Source organism: Acidobacteriaceae bacterium (assembly GCA_028283655.1).
Classification (GTDB): Bacteria; Acidobacteriota; Terriglobia; order Terriglobales; family Acidobacteriaceae; genus Granulicella.
Genome location: JAPWKE010000003.1, coordinates 1,618,245 through 1,632,444 on the forward strand (window position 1 = coordinate 1,618,245; position 14,200 = coordinate 1,632,444).

13 protein-coding genes are annotated in these 14,200 nt (G+C 57.9%); 8 read left to right on the forward strand and 5 right to left on the reverse strand.

Annotated elements, in window-relative coordinates; all coding sequences use genetic code 11:
- Positions 1–76: 76 nt before the first annotated feature.
- Positions 77–724: a hypothetical protein gene (locus PW792_09685; protein MDE1162199.1), complete on the forward strand. Its 648-nt coding sequence runs from the start codon at positions 77–79 to the stop codon at positions 722–724.
- Between the two features lie 131 nt (positions 725–855).
- Here PW792_09685 and PW792_09690 read toward each other — a convergent pair whose 3' ends face one another.
- The 3 genes from PW792_09690 to PW792_09700 form a co-directional block, all read right to left on the reverse strand.
- Entirely contained in the window at positions 856–981 is a 126-nt protein-coding gene (locus tag PW792_09690) for a hypothetical protein (protein ID MDE1162200.1), read from the reverse strand.
- A gap of 361 nt (positions 982–1,342) precedes the next feature.
- Positions 1,343–1,645 (reverse strand): helix-hairpin-helix domain-containing protein, encoded by a 303-nt coding sequence (locus PW792_09695; protein MDE1162201.1) that lies wholly within the window; start codon positions 1,643–1,645, stop codon positions 1,343–1,345.
- 62 nt (positions 1,646–1,707) lie between these two features.
- Positions 1,708–1,896: a hypothetical protein gene (locus PW792_09700; protein MDE1162202.1), complete on the reverse strand. Its 189-nt coding sequence runs from the start codon at positions 1,894–1,896 to the stop codon at positions 1,708–1,710.
- Positions 1,897–2,130: 234 nt separating this feature from the next.
- Here PW792_09700 and PW792_09705 point away from each other — a divergent pair, with 234 nt between their 5' ends.
- From PW792_09705 to larB, 4 genes are all read left to right on the forward strand, one after another.
- The gene (locus tag PW792_09705; protein MDE1162203.1) at positions 2,131–2,316 is read left to right on the forward strand and encodes a hypothetical protein; all 186 of its coding nucleotides are present in this window, start codon (positions 2,131–2,133) and stop codon (positions 2,314–2,316) included.
- A 74-nt stretch (positions 2,317–2,390) separates the two neighbouring features.
- A complete protein-coding gene (locus tag PW792_09710) occupies positions 2,391–3,722 on the forward strand; it encodes a lactate racemase domain-containing protein (GenBank protein ID MDE1162204.1) in 1,332 nt (443 codons plus the stop codon).
- Between the two features lie 2 nt (positions 3,723–3,724).
- On the forward strand, positions 3,725–4,579 hold the full coding sequence (larE, locus tag PW792_09715) for an ATP-dependent sacrificial sulfur transferase LarE (GenBank protein ID MDE1162205.1): 855 nt from the start codon (positions 3,725–3,727) through the stop codon (positions 4,577–4,579).
- Positions 4,569–5,330, forward strand: a complete 762-nt coding sequence (larB, locus tag PW792_09720) for a nickel pincer cofactor biosynthesis protein LarB (GenBank protein MDE1162206.1) — start codon at positions 4,569–4,571, stop codon at positions 5,328–5,330. The genes larE and larB overlap by 11 nt, the downstream gene beginning before the upstream one ends.
- A gap of 60 nt (positions 5,331–5,390) precedes the next feature.
- On the opposite strand, the gene PW792_09725 is transcribed toward larB, so the two are convergent.
- Entirely contained in the window at positions 5,391–7,061 is a 1,671-nt protein-coding gene (locus PW792_09725; protein MDE1162207.1) for an FAD-dependent oxidoreductase, read from the reverse strand.
- Between the two features lie 37 nt (positions 7,062–7,098).
- Positions 7,099–7,992, reverse strand: a complete 894-nt coding sequence (locus tag PW792_09730; protein ID MDE1162208.1) for a LysR family transcriptional regulator — start codon at positions 7,990–7,992, stop codon at positions 7,099–7,101.
- Positions 7,993–8,153: 161 nt separating this feature from the next.
- Here PW792_09730 and PW792_09735 point away from each other — a divergent pair, with 161 nt between their 5' ends.
- The 3 genes from PW792_09735 to PW792_09745 are packed head-to-tail and all read left to right on the forward strand — an operon-like array spanning position 8,154 to position 14,183.
- Entirely contained in the window at positions 8,154–11,333 is a 3,180-nt protein-coding gene (locus tag PW792_09735; GenBank protein MDE1162209.1) for an efflux RND transporter permease subunit, read from the forward strand.
- Positions 11,326–12,609, forward strand: a complete 1,284-nt coding sequence (locus PW792_09740; protein ID MDE1162210.1) for an efflux RND transporter periplasmic adaptor subunit — start codon at positions 11,326–11,328, stop codon at positions 12,607–12,609. The genes PW792_09735 and PW792_09740 overlap by 8 nt, the downstream gene beginning before the upstream one ends.
- On the forward strand, positions 12,609–14,183 hold the full coding sequence (locus PW792_09745) for a TolC family protein (GenBank protein MDE1162211.1): 1,575 nt from the start codon (positions 12,609–12,611) through the stop codon (positions 14,181–14,183). The genes PW792_09740 and PW792_09745 overlap by 1 nt, the downstream gene beginning before the upstream one ends.
- The last annotated feature ends 17 nt before the right edge of the window (positions 14,184–14,200 follow it).

Consider the following 14,200-nt stretch of genomic DNA (forward strand, 5'->3'; position numbering starts at 1 on the left):
CGTCGTGCAGCGCAGCGAAACGACCGGAATCGCCTTCCTTTCTCAGCCAATACACCTGCTAGAATCCCCTCAACTCATGAAACCCACCTACGGCCTTGCCCTAATCCTCATGGCATCCCTGCACACCTACGCGCAGCAGCCCTCCACGCCCGGCATGGCCACGTTTCATAACCCCGAGTTACGCCTCGACTACACCTACCCGTGGGCATACTCCGACGAGCACAACGAACAAGAGCGCAAACGCCGCGGTGAACCAGCCGAAGAACCCTCCAACAACCCATGCCTCCAGTACCCCATCGCTGGCATGGACATGGACATAGACTTCCGCATCCTCGCACTCAAAATCATCCACCCCGAGTGCATCCACCGCACGCTGAAACCCGCCGACCTCCGCAACCCGGCCACCAACACCCTCGTCGACGCACTCTCCTCCCTCGGAAAACCTGTCATAGGAGAAACCCTCGAATACACCATGAGTGGGGCGCCAGCGTTCGCTATCCAGGGTCAGGTCAGCATCAAGAACGCAAAACCCAAGAACCATCCCATCTACGTCATCGCAACCTGTGCCATCATTACCGAGCATCTCGCCTGCTGGACCTTCGAAGCCGACAGCAAAACCGCCCTGACCACCATGACGAGCTACCCCATCATCCTCGGGGACCACACCCCCGAAGCCGTCGTCCCCTCCAGCTTCATCAAGCCCGATGCAGCGGCAAAGTTGTAGCCTGTAAGGAATCATGTAGCGAGGCGAGAGCAATCATCTTTTCGGTTAGGGCTTCAAAAGAGCAACCCCACATAAAAGAACAACCCACATTCTGCATAACAGAATGTGGGTTGTTCTTTTGAGATCTTTAGTTAGCGTGCGATCGGCTGGAGCTTGATCACCGTTGGCTTTGGGTCCATGAGGCCCATGACGCGGTTGATCGAGTCCTCGGTGCGCGTGCCGGTGATGTGCGTGGCGCGCATGCCCTTTGCGATCATGTTGCACATTTCAAAACGGCTGTTTCCGCACGACAATGCTTGATGGAACTTCTTTGAGCGCATAGATATCTCCAGACAGACAAGGGTAAGTGGAGCGTGTGTTTCGGCACTCATTAGTTGGATAACGTGAGGAATGAGAGGGCGGAGAAGTTCTCCTTCTAGGTTACTCCTCATTCGCGGCCGGCGCGCAGGAAGTTAGCAGCGTTGCTCACAAAGAGGATCGCGCTGCGATGCTCTGGAAGGAGCACCGGGCCCGAAACTCCGAACCACCATAACCGAAGACAAGCAAAGGCCCCGGCATGGATGCCGGGGCCTTGGATGATATGCCTGGTAGAGCTAACTCCGCCCTTGCGGGCTTTCTCTACATCTTCTTCGCAATGATCATGCCGGACACTTTGTCGTAGGTGGCCTTGGGCAGAATGCCCTTGCTCAGAAGCTGCGACTTGTTCGAGTACGGGCGCCCTTTGATGATCTTGTCCGAGTACGCGTCGCCGATTCCCGGAATCGCCTTGAGCTGATCTTTCGTGGCGGTGTTGATGTCAACCAGCGCTGGCATGGGGGCTGCCGCGAACGGAGCCGAGGGCTGCGCCGCCACGAGCGGATGCGAGGCCATCAGCGTGCAGGACAAGGCGGCAAGGGACAGAAGAGTGCGAAGAGTTTTCACAAAGGGCTCCCAAACGTAGAAGTTGACTACGCCACGTAGCATACACAGGAAAAGTCGACCGGTCAGCTTGTCTGTCGGTTAAATCGCGCGTGGATTCCAGCCGCAGCCAGCAGGCAGATCGCTCCAAGGGGCAGCATCAGCAGCTTGGAGGCGGTAAACGCGATGTCCCAGGTATCCGGAACCCGCACCATGGCCAACACGGGCAGTATGGCCGCACTCAGCAAAATTACTCCCACCACAAGAAGAAACATCCGTAAGCACCGATAGCACATCACAGCACCCCTTCCCTTCGTTCTCGACTGGCTTACACCAACACGCCAGCGAAATGACGGCTGCCAAGATATGCCCATCACGCTATTTCTTGCAAGTGCTTTGTGACACTTTTTTCCTATACCCAGCGAAAGATATGTCTGCAGAAAAACTCGTACCTCGGGAGTAGCAGAATCGGGGCAAAAATCGAGAGCGGAAAGCTCTACAATCGCTCTATGAGCACTCCTCCCGTACGTAAAACCGGCCTAAGCCCGAAAGAGCAGAAACTTCAGGCTCTCCGCGCAAAACTCGACCAGACCAGCACCGGCGCCAAGCCCCTTACCGGCCTGACCGCGAGCAAGGTTCAGGCACGCAGCTCCTTCACCGGGAAGAAGACAGCCTTCCAGCGCAAGGCCACCTAGTCCGGGGTACAACCCATCCTGTATGATTCCCATGCTGTTTAATCACTTCTAACACCTGTCTTACAGGAGAGCTTGTGCCCTGGTTCCAAGTTGAAGCCCCCCACGTTACCGATGAGCAAATTGCTGAAGCCTGCTCGCGCCTGCTTGCCGAGGCGCGCAAGCGTATCTCGGCCGATCCCAAGCGCGTTCTGCTGCTGCCTCCCGATCTGACCCGCGCGCACTCCGGCGCTGGCAAGATTACCGAACTGCTCTATAAGGAGCTGGACGCTGCTGGCGCGCACGTTGAGGTCATCCCGACGCTCGGCCAGCATGTTCCGCACACTCCCGAAGAGAACAAGTGGATGTTCGGCTCGATTCCCGAGGAGCGCATCTTCGCGCACGACTGGCGCAACGGCGTGACGCATGTTGCCACCATTCCGGCGAAGCTCGTTACCGAGACGACCGGTGGCGTTGCTGACTGGGAGATTCCGGTTGATCTGAACTCGAAGCTCGTCGACGAGCAGTGGGACCTGATCATCAACATCGGCCACGTTGTGCCGCACGAAGTGCTTGGCTTCGCCAACCACAACAAGAACTACTACATCGGTCTTGGCGGCAAGGACACGATCTGCGCGTCGCACATCGCGGCTGCCGTCTACGGCATCGAGAACAATCTCGGCTGCCTGGTGACGCCGCTTCGCGCCTGCTACAACTGGAGCGAGAACGAGCACCTGTCAAAGTTCCCCGACTGCTACATCCAGATCGTGATGCGTCGCGACGAGGACAACAAGCTTGTGACGAGCGGACTGTATGTTGGCGATGATCTTGACACGTACCTGAACGCAGCCAAGGCTAGCCGCGCACAGAACATCACGCTCTTCGACAAGCCAATCAAGAAGATCGTTGCCGTCATGCAACCGGATGAGTTCCGCGCAACGTGGGTTGCCAATAAGGCTGTCTACCGCACGCGTATGGCGATCGCCGACGGCGGCGAACTGCTCATCATCGCTCCTGGTGTTGAGCGTTTCGGCGAGCAGCCCGAAGTGGATGCCCTCATCCGCAAGTATGGCTACAAGGGCACGCCGCGTACGCTGGCTCTCTACAAGACTGAAGCTGACATGCAGGCGATCCCGCACGGCGTGGCGCACCTCATTCACGGCTCCAGCGAAGGCCGCTTCACGATCACCTATGCTCCGGGACCGAAGATCTCGAAGGAAGAGATCGAGCAGATTGGCTATAACTACGCCAGCCTCGATGAAGTAGAGAAGCGCTACGATCCAGCCATCATGAAGGAAGGCTGGAACACCATGCCGGATGGTGAGGAAGTGTTCTACATCTCCACTCCGTCTGCAGGTCTGTGGGCTACCGAAGAGAAGCTGAACTCGCCATCGCGTCGCGACCTGAGCGAAGTCACCCTGAAGGCATAACGTTGAACGAGACTCTCCAATCAGCACAGCAGGCGCTCGACCGTGAACTTCTACGGTACGAGCGCCTCGCTGTGGCTTACTCCGGTGGAGTAGATTCTGCGTTTCTGGCGTGGGCAGCGTATCGGGTGCTCGGCGATCGCATGATCGCGGTGATCGCGGACTCTCCCAGCCTGTCCCGTGCGGACTTTGCAGAGGCCAAGGCCTTTGCAGAAGCACACAACATTCCTCTGCGCGTCGTTCGTACCGACGAGATGAGCCGGCCGGAGTACGTTCGCAACGATGGTCAGCGCTGCTTCCACTGCAAGGATGAACTCTTCCGCGTGATGGAAAGCCTGATGCGCGAACTCCCCGGCGATACCACGCTGGCGTATGGCCGCAACCTGGACGACTCGGGCGACTTTCGTCCCGGCCAACAGGCGGCAGCGATCCACGCAGTGGCAGCGCCACTCGTCGATGCTGGCTTGACCAAAGTTCTGATCCGCGCGCTTTCACGGGAAGCTGGACTCTCCGTTGCAGACAAGCCTGCCGCCGCTTGCCTTTCCTCGCGCCTGGAGTATGGCCGCCCGGTCACGGTAGAAGCTTTGCAGCAGGTAGAAGCCGCCGAAGCCGCGCTGAAGGCCCTTGGCTTCCGTCAACTTCGAGTGCGTCACCATGGCGTGATTGCCCGCATTGAAATCGCCCGCGAAGAACTGGCTGCTACGTCCTTAGATTTAGCGACACTGGACCGCATTAGCGCGGCGGTGAAGGATGCTGCGGGCTTTGAGTTCGTGACGTTGGACACTTCTGGCTATCGCACAGGTTCGCTCAATGCGCTGCTCCCGGCAGCGTCGATTCGCCCTTTAGCTCATGCATCCTGATTCCCTTCTCAAGCTACTCAAGCAGGTAGAAACCGGTGAGGTTTCTGCACAACAGGCCCAGGAACGGCTCTCGACGCTGCCGTTCGAGGACCTCGGCTTTGCGCGTATCGACCACCACCGCAGCCTCCGTACCGGAATGCCAGAGGTAGTTTTTGCCGCAGGCAAGACGCCAGAGCAGACGGCGATGATCCTGGAACGCATCGCTGCCAGCGGCGTTCCTGCGCTGGCAACGCGAGCAACTCCCGCACACTTCGCCGCAGCCGTAGAAATGCTTCCTGGCGCGCGATACCACGCCGCAGCGCGTTGCATCGTTGTTGGCGAGGCTCCATTGGAATGCAAAGGCAAGGTAGCCGTCCTGTGCGCTGGCACCAGCGATCTGCCTGTTGCCGAAGAGGCTGCGATTACTGCAGAGACCTTCGGTGCTGAAGTGGATCGGATTACCGACGTAGGCGTCGCGGGGCTACACCGCCTGCTTGCCGCAGTCCCGCGCATCAGGACTGCGGACGTTCTTGTGGTCTGTGCAGGCATGGAAGGCGCGCTGACCTCCGTAGTAGCCGGGTTAGTGGATGTGCCCGTGATCGCCGTCCCCACAAGCGTTGGCTATGGGACAAACTTTGGCGGGCTTACAGCGCTGCTCGGGATGCTGAATAGCTGTAGCCCAACGGTGACCGTCGTGAACATCGACAACGGCTTCGGCGGTGGCTTCAATGCTGCTCGTATCGCACGTCTTGCCGCTGCCAAACAGGAATAGCTGCCGTGCACGCAAGAAGGGCCACCTGAGTCAGGTGGCCCTTCTTGCGTACAGCCTGCATTAAGCCGCGGGTCTGGCGGTTTGCTGCTGCGCGAGGTACTGGTGAACGAACGCGATCGCCATGCTGCCCTCACCAACACCGCTCGAGACGCGCTTGATCGAATCGTGGCGAACATCGCCTGCGCAGAAGATGCCGGGGAGGTTTGTCTCAAGCAGGTACGGAACGCGCTCGCCCTTCCAGTCAGGAAGATCCGAGACGTCGCGGCCGGTGCAGATATAGCCGCGTTCGTCACACTGCAGGTTCTTCGGCAGCCACGAGGTGCTGGCATCCGCACCGATCATGACGAAGAGCGCATCTGCGTCGTACTCCACCGGAGCTTGTCCAGCGGAGGCGATCCATACCTTTTCGAGATGGCTCTCTCCGTCCACCTTCGTTATCGAGGAGTAGTTCATCACATGGATGTTCTCGCGATGATTGATCTGCTCGATGAGGTACTGCGACATCGAGAGATGCAGGCCGTCGCCACGAACCACAACCTTCACAGACTTTGCGTAGTTCGAGAAGAACATCGCCGCCTGTCCAGCGGAGTTACCGCCGCCAACGATCACAACATCTCGGCCGACAACCGTCGGAGATTCGGTGCGCGAAGCACCATAGAGAACGCCACGGCCGATGAGGCGATCAATGCCTTCCGCTTCAAGACGACGCCAATCAACACCCGTCGCCAGTATGACCGTGCGCGTACTCACACGCTGACCACCGTCGAGCTCGATGCAGTAGCGGCGATCGCTCAGAGGCTCCACGTTCACCACTTCGCGCGTGAGAACAATCTCAGCACCGAAGTGCTCGGCCTGCTTGATTGCTCGGTCGCTCAACTCCTCCCCGCTAATGCCGCTAGGGAAGCCCAGATAATTCTCAATGCGCGATGAAGTTCCTGCTTGGCCACCGGCAGAAGCGCGCTCGACCAGCAACACACAGAGGCCTTCGCTGGCACCATAAACGGCAGCAGCAAGTCCTGCCGGCCCGCCGCCAACGATGACAACGTCGTAGTCTTCCTTCGCTGGTTCGACACGGAAGCCAAGCTCGCGAGCGACGGTACGCACAGTCGGCGCTTCGCCGAGGCAGTGGTTCTGGTCGATCACAACCGCCGGGCCGTTCATGTTCTTCGGCATGCACGAAGGAACGCGGTCGGGATCACGCTCACGGTCGATCCACTCATAAGAAACGCGGTTCATCGTAAGGAACGTGCGAATGTCGCGACAGTCCGTGTCATACTGCGAGCCAACCACCAGCACGCGAGAGATGGGAAGCTGCAGCACGCGCTCCTGCACGGAAGACAGGCGGTTGTTGAGCGTCTGCATGATGATGGCGCTACAAGGCGCACTCTCGCGGATCATCTCATGGAAATCCTGGCGATCGAAACGTGCCAGGCGGGCCGAACTCTTTGCCTGGATGCTGGCAAAAACAGAGGTTCCGAGAAGCAGCGGGACTTCGCCAAAGAACACACCGCGCTTGTCATAAAAGAACTCCTGCCGACGGCCGAGAACTTCTTTGCTCAATTGCAGATCGCCATCTAGAAGAACATAGAAGTAGGCCTGCTCTCCCTCACGGACGATGAACTCGCCGTTTTGGACGCGGATATCTGCGGCGCGCTCAGCGTAGCGCTTACGCTGAGCCTCGTCGAGGCAGTCGAAGATGTTGATACCTTCCAGGTCGGCGGGAACGATCATTCTTCTATTGTCCCACTATGTGTCAACCCCTGCAGGGTCAGACCTGTGCACGGAACTTGCGCGCAAGTTCAAGAAACGAACGATGAACGCCGCCGGCGCGCTGCGAAGGCCATGCCATCACAATTTCCATAAAAGCGGCAGCTCCTTGTAGCGGGACGAAAACGACTTCACTCGAACCAAAAAGCCTTGCGCCTTCTGCGACAACAGCGACCCCCTCGCCTGCTTCCACTAGTGCAATCACGCCACTGGACACGGTCGCCGTCGCCTGAATTTTCGGTGAAAATCCAGCTTCAGAACACATCGTCAGGATGCGATCGAAGAACATGGGAGAGGTACCCCGATCAGCCATAACAAACGACTCGTCATGAAGCTCCGCGATCGAAAGATCACGACGCTTGGACAAAGGGTTGTCCTTGGAGAGAGCTACGTACATACGTTCGGTAAGGAAGCGCTCCGTCTTGACACCTTCCGAGTTGGAGCCTGAACCCGAACGCGTGAAACCGATATCCAACGTTCCGCTGGCGATGGCGGTCCACTGCTGAGCCGGCGTCATTTCGATAAGCGAAACCTTTACGCGCGGATACTGCTTACGAAAGGCACGAATGAGACGTGGAAAGTATCGGCCATGCCCTCCAACGAAGAAACCGATGGTAAGGTTACCTTCTTCTCCACGCTTGGCACGTTGAACTGTTTGGACAGCTTGCTCCGCCGTGGCAAGGGTCTTGCGAGCACCCTCAAGAAAGAGTTCACCCTCGACAGTCAATCGAATTTGCCGTTGACTGCGGTCGATGAGATCAACGCCGATTTCATGCTCCAGATCGCGGACTTGCTCGCTTATAGCGGATTGCGACACATGTAAAGCGCGCGCAGCGCGGCCAAAACCACCGGTGGTGGCGACGGTCACGAAGTACTGCAGATGCCTTAGCTCCATAAGTAAAAATGGTACTCCTATAAATCATCTGTTTCACCGATTATTTTCCCCGGAAAGAACCTTGGTCGAAACCCAGTAGAGAAGTGTCTAATTGGGTAAGCGGATTTACCGATTGGTTTTTCTGGAACTCGGTGGAGTCTGCGCAGGAGTATGCCCGCTCTATGTGGATCGTCAAAGTCGCCCTAAACCGTCCATACACGTTCATCATTCTCGCGCTGTTGATTCTTCTTCTTGCGCCGGTGATGATCATGCGTACGCCCACGGACATCTTTCCAAACATCAACATCCCCGTGGTCGCGGTGGCCTGGCAGTACACCGGCCTAAACCCTGAGGAAGTCGAAGGACGCCTGACAACGCCGTATGAGAAGGCGTTGACGACTCTCGTCGACAATATTCAGCACACTGAGTCGACAAGCTATAACGGCGTGTCGGTGGTGAAGCTTTACCTGCAGCCCGGGGCCAGCCTCGATACGGCCAACGCGCAGGTGACGGCGGCGTCGCAGTACCTTCTGCGTCAGTTGCCTCCCGGCATTTTGCCTCCTGAAATCATCAACTTCTCAGCATCCAGCGTACCCATTCTTCAGATCGGCGTCTCCGGCAAGGGGCTCGACGAGCAGAAGCTGAATGACATTGCGACGAACATGGTTCGTCCGCAGCTGGTGACGGTACCTGGCGCTGTTCTTCCGAACCCTTACGGCGGCAAGCAGCCTCAGATCACGATCAATATGGACCAGGCGAAGATGCAGGCCAAGGGTGTCTCCCCTGGTGACCTGCTGGCGGCCATGACGGCCCAGAACGTCGTAACTCCGTCGGGCACGGCAAAGATCGGCGGCACCGAGTACGACGTACGAACGAATGCGGCTCCTCATACGACCGAAGAACTGTCGGAGATGCCCATCAAGCAGGTCAACGGCTCGATGGTGTATGTACGGGACGTCGCTACTGTCTCCAACGGCGCTGCCTTCCAAACGAACGTAGTGCGTAAGGATGGACGCCGCGGTGTACTCATCAGCGTTCTGAAGTCCGGTACGGCGTCAACGATCGACGTGGTCCAGGGCATTCGCAAGAGTCTGACGCGCGCCTACCAGGTTTCACCTCAGGGCCTTGTTCTTACCCCCATCGGCGATCAGAGCGTCTTTGTACGTGAAGCCATCAAGGGCGTTATTCGGGAAGCCATTATTGCGGCCGTCCTGACCGGCCTGATGATCCTGCTGTTCCTCGGATCCTGGCGATCGACGCTGATTATCGCGGTCTCCATTCCACTTTCGATCCTTGCCTCGGTGATCATCCTCGGATTGATCGGCGAGACGATCAACACCATGACGCTTGGCGGTCTTGCTCTTGCCGTCGGTATCCTGGTGGACGATGCGACGGTTACGCTGGAAAACATTGAGCGCTTTCTCGAAGAGGGGTACCCGCTCTACGACGCCATTCTGGATGGTGCCGCGCAGATCTCAGTCCCTGCGCTGGTATCGACACTCTGCATCTGCATTGTGTTCATGCCGATGTTCTTCCTGACCGGCGTCGCACGTTTCCTCTTCGTCCCTCTGGCTGAAGCGGTCGTCTTCGCCATGCTCGCCTCCTATGTGCTTTCCCGCACACTGGTTCCGACGCTGGCTCTTTACCTGCTGAAGCATAAGAACACGGCGCCGTCGCGGAACCCGCTGGTCAACTTCCAGCGCGGTTTCGAGCGCCTCTTTGAAAACCTGCGTAGCAAGTATCAGTTGCTGCTCACGCGACTGGTGTTCCGTCGTGGTCTCTTTGTCCCCGCCTTCCTGCTTTTGTGTATCTGCTCTGCGGTGCTCATTCCATACCTCGGTCAGGACTTCTTCCCTGCGACAGACTCGGGCGAATTCATTCTTCACTTCCGCATGCCAACCGGGACACGTATTGAAGAGTCGGCCCGTACGGCTGATCTGGTAGAGCACCGGATTCGCAGCATTGTTCCGGCGAAAGAGCTGAATAACATCCTCGACAATATCGGCCTGCCTTACTCGCCGATGAATACGATGCACATGACCAATGGCACGATCGGTGCCGGTGATGGCGACATTATGGTGGAGTTGAATGAAGGCCATCGCCCAACAGCTGACTATCTGCGTGAGCTGCGCAAAGAGTTGCCGAAGAGCTTCCCGGGCGTAACGTTCTACTTCCTGCCCGCAGATATCACGACGCAGATCCTGAACTTCGGCCTGCCAGCTCCGATCGACGTGCAGATTCAGGCGGATGACATGACGGCGAGTTCGAAGATCGCAGCCGACATGCTCACGAAACTACGCCAGGTGCCGGGCTTGACCGATCTGCGAATTCAACAGCCGCAAGATTACCCAACACTCGATATCAACGTGGATCGCACCAAGGCAGAGCAAGGCGGCTACACGACGCGAGATGTTGCGCAAAGCATGCTGAACTCGCTCTCGGGGTCTTTCCAGATCACACCCATGTTCTTCCTGAACTGGAGGAACCATGTGAACTACAACATGGTGGCGCAGAACCCGCAGTATCGGATGAACTCTATCCAGGACCTGCAGAACATCCCGATCAACTCGGCTTCATCCACACCTCGGACCACGCCTGAAGTCCTGAACAATCTTGCGACGGTAGAACGCGGTCATGAGATGGCGACGATCAACCACTACAACATCCGTCGCGTAATGGATATCTACGGTAACGTACAGGATCGCGATCTTGGAGCAGTAGCCGCACAGGTTACCAAGATCGTTGATAACGAACGCGCACAGGCACCTCGCGGCATGTTCCTTTCGGTTCGCGGCCAGGCATTAACGATGCGCTCGTCCTACATCGCGCTGCTCGGTGGCCTGCTCTTCGCTATCGTCCTGGTCTACGCGCTCATCGTGGTGAACTTCCAAAGCTGGCTTGATCCGTTCATTATCATCACGGCTCTGCCTGCAGCTCTTGGCGGCATCATCCTTTTCCTCTTCCTGACGCATACGTCCCTATCAGTACCCGCGCTGATGGGAGCCATCATGTGTATGGGCGTCGCAACGGCAAACTCCATCCTGGTAGTTTCGTTCGCGAAGCTCAGATATGCAGAGCATAAGGATGCAATTCTGGCAGCCATTGAAGCCGGTTCAACGCGCTTCCGTCCCGTACTGATGACCGCCCTGGCGATGATCATCGGCATGGTGCCGATGGCGCTTGGCCTTGGTGATGGTGGCGAGCAGAATGCGCCACTCGGTCGCGCTGTCATCGGTGGCCTGATGTGCGCAACCGTCGCCACGCTTATCTTCGTCCCCTCGGTGTTTGCCTTGCTGCACAGCAGCCGCAAGAAAGAAGCACCCGCTGATTCCCTGTCACATTCGGAGCCTACTCATGCCTAACGAGAACCTTCACACTCACGGTCAGCCTGCGGAACCGACGACACTGCAGCAAGAGGGCCTGGCTGACACCAGCCCATCGTCTCCCGCTTCAGATCACGTGACAAACCCGCATAACGAGGTAATGACTGTGGACACGACGTCACGTCTTGGCAATGGACCGCGTCTCGCTGTCGCTGTTGTAGCAATTCTTCTTGTTGTTGCAATTGTGGCCGGCATCATGAGCCGATCGCACTCAGAAGAGAAGCTGGAGCAAGCCACGCAGGAATCGGCGACTCTCTCCGTCTTCGTGACAACTCCTTCCAACGGAGCCAAGTCGCAGGAGCTTCGACTGCCCGCGAACACTGAGGCTTATGTTGACACGCCGATCTTCTCGCGAACCAACGGCTATCTGCAGAAGTGGTTTGCCGACATCGGAACGCACGTCAGCAAGGGCCAGCTCCTCGCGATCGTAGAGACGCCGGAAGTCGACCAGCAGGTGCAGCAGGCAGAAGCTGAAGTCAATACAGCCAAAGCCAACGCTCAGCTCGCAGAGATTACCAGCAACCGCTGGAAGGCACTGCTGGCAAAGAACGCGGTCTCTCATCAGGAAGCGGATCAGGCTTCAAGCGATTTGACCGCACGCCAGGCGGCGTTGAACTCCTCGCAGGCAAACCTTCGCCGTCTGCAGCAGATGCAGGGCTTCGAGCGCATCTACGCTCCGTTCGCTGGTGTCATCACGGCTCGTAACGTCGATATCGGCTCGCTGATTCAGGCTGGCGACTCGAGCAACGTACACTCCGAGCTGTTCCATATCTCTTCGATCGACAAGCTCCGTCTCTTCGTTCCGGTTCCTGAAGTGAACGTCAGCGCAGTCCACGTTGGCGAGCAGGTTCCCGTGACCTCCGATGCCTTCCCCGGCGAGAAGTTCTCCGGCACCATCGTTCGCGACTCCACCTCCATCGATACGGCGACTCGTACGCTGAACATGGAAGTGGATATGGACAATCCGGACCACAAGATGTTGCCGGGACAGTATGCGTTTGTTCATCTGCCGCTGGCCGCTGGCGCACACTCTCTGACGCTGCCCTCGAACACGATCCTCTTCCGCGCAGAAGGTCTGCGTGTAGGCGTCGTGCGCGATGGCAAGATACATCTGCAGCCAATCCAGATCGGTCATGACTATGGAGCGACGGTTGAAGTCATCCAGGGCCTGACCGAACAGGATGAAGTTGTGCTGAACCCGTCCGACTCTCTCGCCGAAGGTCAGCCCGTACGGGTTGAAGGGGGTAAGCAGTAATGCAGAACGCTAAAGCTATACGGCAAGCTCCAGCCGTCGCATTAGCGTTTGCGGCGCTGATGACACTGGCAGGTTGCAAGGTGGGCCCGAACTACAAAAGGCCCGCTGCGATCATGCCTCCGACGAACACGTACAAGGAAGCTCCTCCCTCGACATACGGCGAGAGCTGGGCCCAGGCCACACCAGCAGATGCTGCCCTCAAAGGCGACTGGTGGACTCTGTTCAGCGATCCCAAGCTGAACGAGTTGGAGCCGCAGGTCGACACAGCCAACCAGACCCTGAAACAGGCCGAAGCAAACTTCCGCGCGGCACGTTCCGCAATCGGCTATGCTCGCAGCTTCGAAGCGCCGACCATCGGTGTCTCGCCACTATTTGGGGCGACACGCACGTCAGCCAATCAGCCCTACTTCACGAAGACCAGTGCCAATGATGGAGACGGAAACTTTTCGCTTCCAGTGGATCTTTCGTGGGAGTTGGACGTCTGGGGACGTGTTCGCCGCGGCGTAACGCAGGCACGAGAGAACGCACAGGCGTCCTTTGCCGACCTCGAGAACGCTCGCCTCTCTCTACACGCGGAACTGGCGATGGACTACTTCCGTCTGCGCTCTGACGACGCGCAACTGCGACTCTACACGGACACAATTCAGGCTTACGAGCGCGCATTGGATTTGACTCAGGCTCGCTTTGAAGGTGGCGTGTCACCGCAGTCCGATGTCACGCAGGCGAAGACGCAGTTGGAAACAGCTCGTGTGCAGCGTACGGACCTCTTGCAGGACCGTGCAAACGCAGAGCACGCCATCGCTGTACTGATGGGCAAAGCGCCGTCCTCCGTGAGCATCGCGGCCCAGGTGATCACTCCGCCGATTCAAAACGTCGTTATGACCGACAACGGAACGTCGCAGACGCCAGGCACTCATGTGCCCAGCCCTACGTCGAACAATCCGGCCGCGGCAATTGGGCCGGTGCTTCCTGCAATTCCCGGTGTGATGCCAACGGTGCTGCTTGAGCGCCGCCCAGACATCGCAGCCAGCGAACGCCGGATGGCCGCAGCCAATGAAGCCATTGGCATTGCCCAGGCTGCGTACTACCCTCAGTTCTCGATCTCCGCTATGGGTGGTTTTACCGGAACGTCGATGTTGAACTGGTTTACGTGGCCTAGCCGCATGTTTGCTGTTGGCCCAACGTTCAGCCAGACGATCTTCGACTTCGGGCGTCGTCGCTCGAACAAGGAGATGACGGAAGCACAGTATGACGCTGCCACGGCAAACTATCGCCAGACAGCTCTGACTGCGTTCCAGCAGGTCGAAGACAACCTGGCCGCTCTGCACACGCTGGAGACCGAAGCAGCTCAACAGCGTGAAGCTACGGCTGCGGCGGAGCGTTCGCTGCAGCTCTTCAATGATCGCTATGAAGGCGGCGTGGACACCTATCTGCAGGTGATCACCTGGCAGACATCGGCGCTGATGAACGAGCGCAACGACCTGATCATTCAACAGCGCAGGCTGGAAGCCTCCGTGCTGCTGATCAAGGCACTCGGCGGTGGATGGAATGCCAGCACGATTCCGCACCTCTAAGAACGTGTGTCTTCCTG

Bases quoted from the DNA above. Each gene is read 5' to 3' on its own strand.
- PW792_09745 (MDE1162211.1), top strand. From the start codon at position 12,609: ATGCAGAACGCTAAAGCTATACGGCAAGCTCCAGCCGTCGCATTAGCG.
- PW792_09735 (MDE1162209.1), top strand. From the start codon at position 8,154: ATGTGGATCGTCAAAGTCGCCCTAAACCGTCCATACACGTTCATCATT.
- PW792_09705 (MDE1162203.1), top strand. From the start codon at position 2,131: ATGAGCACTCCTCCCGTACGTAAAACCGGCCTAAGCCCGAAAGAGCAG.
- PW792_09725 (MDE1162207.1), bottom strand. From the start codon at position 7,061: ATGATCGTTCCCGCCGACCTGGAAGGTATCAACATCTTCGACTGCCTC.
- larB (MDE1162206.1), top strand. From the start codon at position 4,569: ATGCATCCTGATTCCCTTCTCAAGCTACTCAAGCAGGTAGAAACCGGT.
- PW792_09740 (MDE1162210.1), top strand. From the start codon at position 11,326: ATGCCTAACGAGAACCTTCACACTCACGGTCAGCCTGCGGAACCGACG.
- PW792_09685 (MDE1162199.1), top strand. From the start codon at position 77: ATGAAACCCACCTACGGCCTTGCCCTAATCCTCATGGCATCCCTGCAC.
- PW792_09730 (MDE1162208.1), bottom strand. From the start codon at position 7,992: ATGGAGCTAAGGCATCTGCAGTACTTCGTGACCGTCGCCACCACCGGT.
- PW792_09700 (MDE1162202.1), bottom strand. From the start codon at position 1,896: ATGTTTCTTCTTGTGGTGGGAGTAATTTTGCTGAGTGCGGCCATACTG.
- PW792_09690 (MDE1162200.1), bottom strand. From the start codon at position 981: ATGATCGCAAAGGGCATGCGCGCCACGCACATCACCGGCACGCGCACC.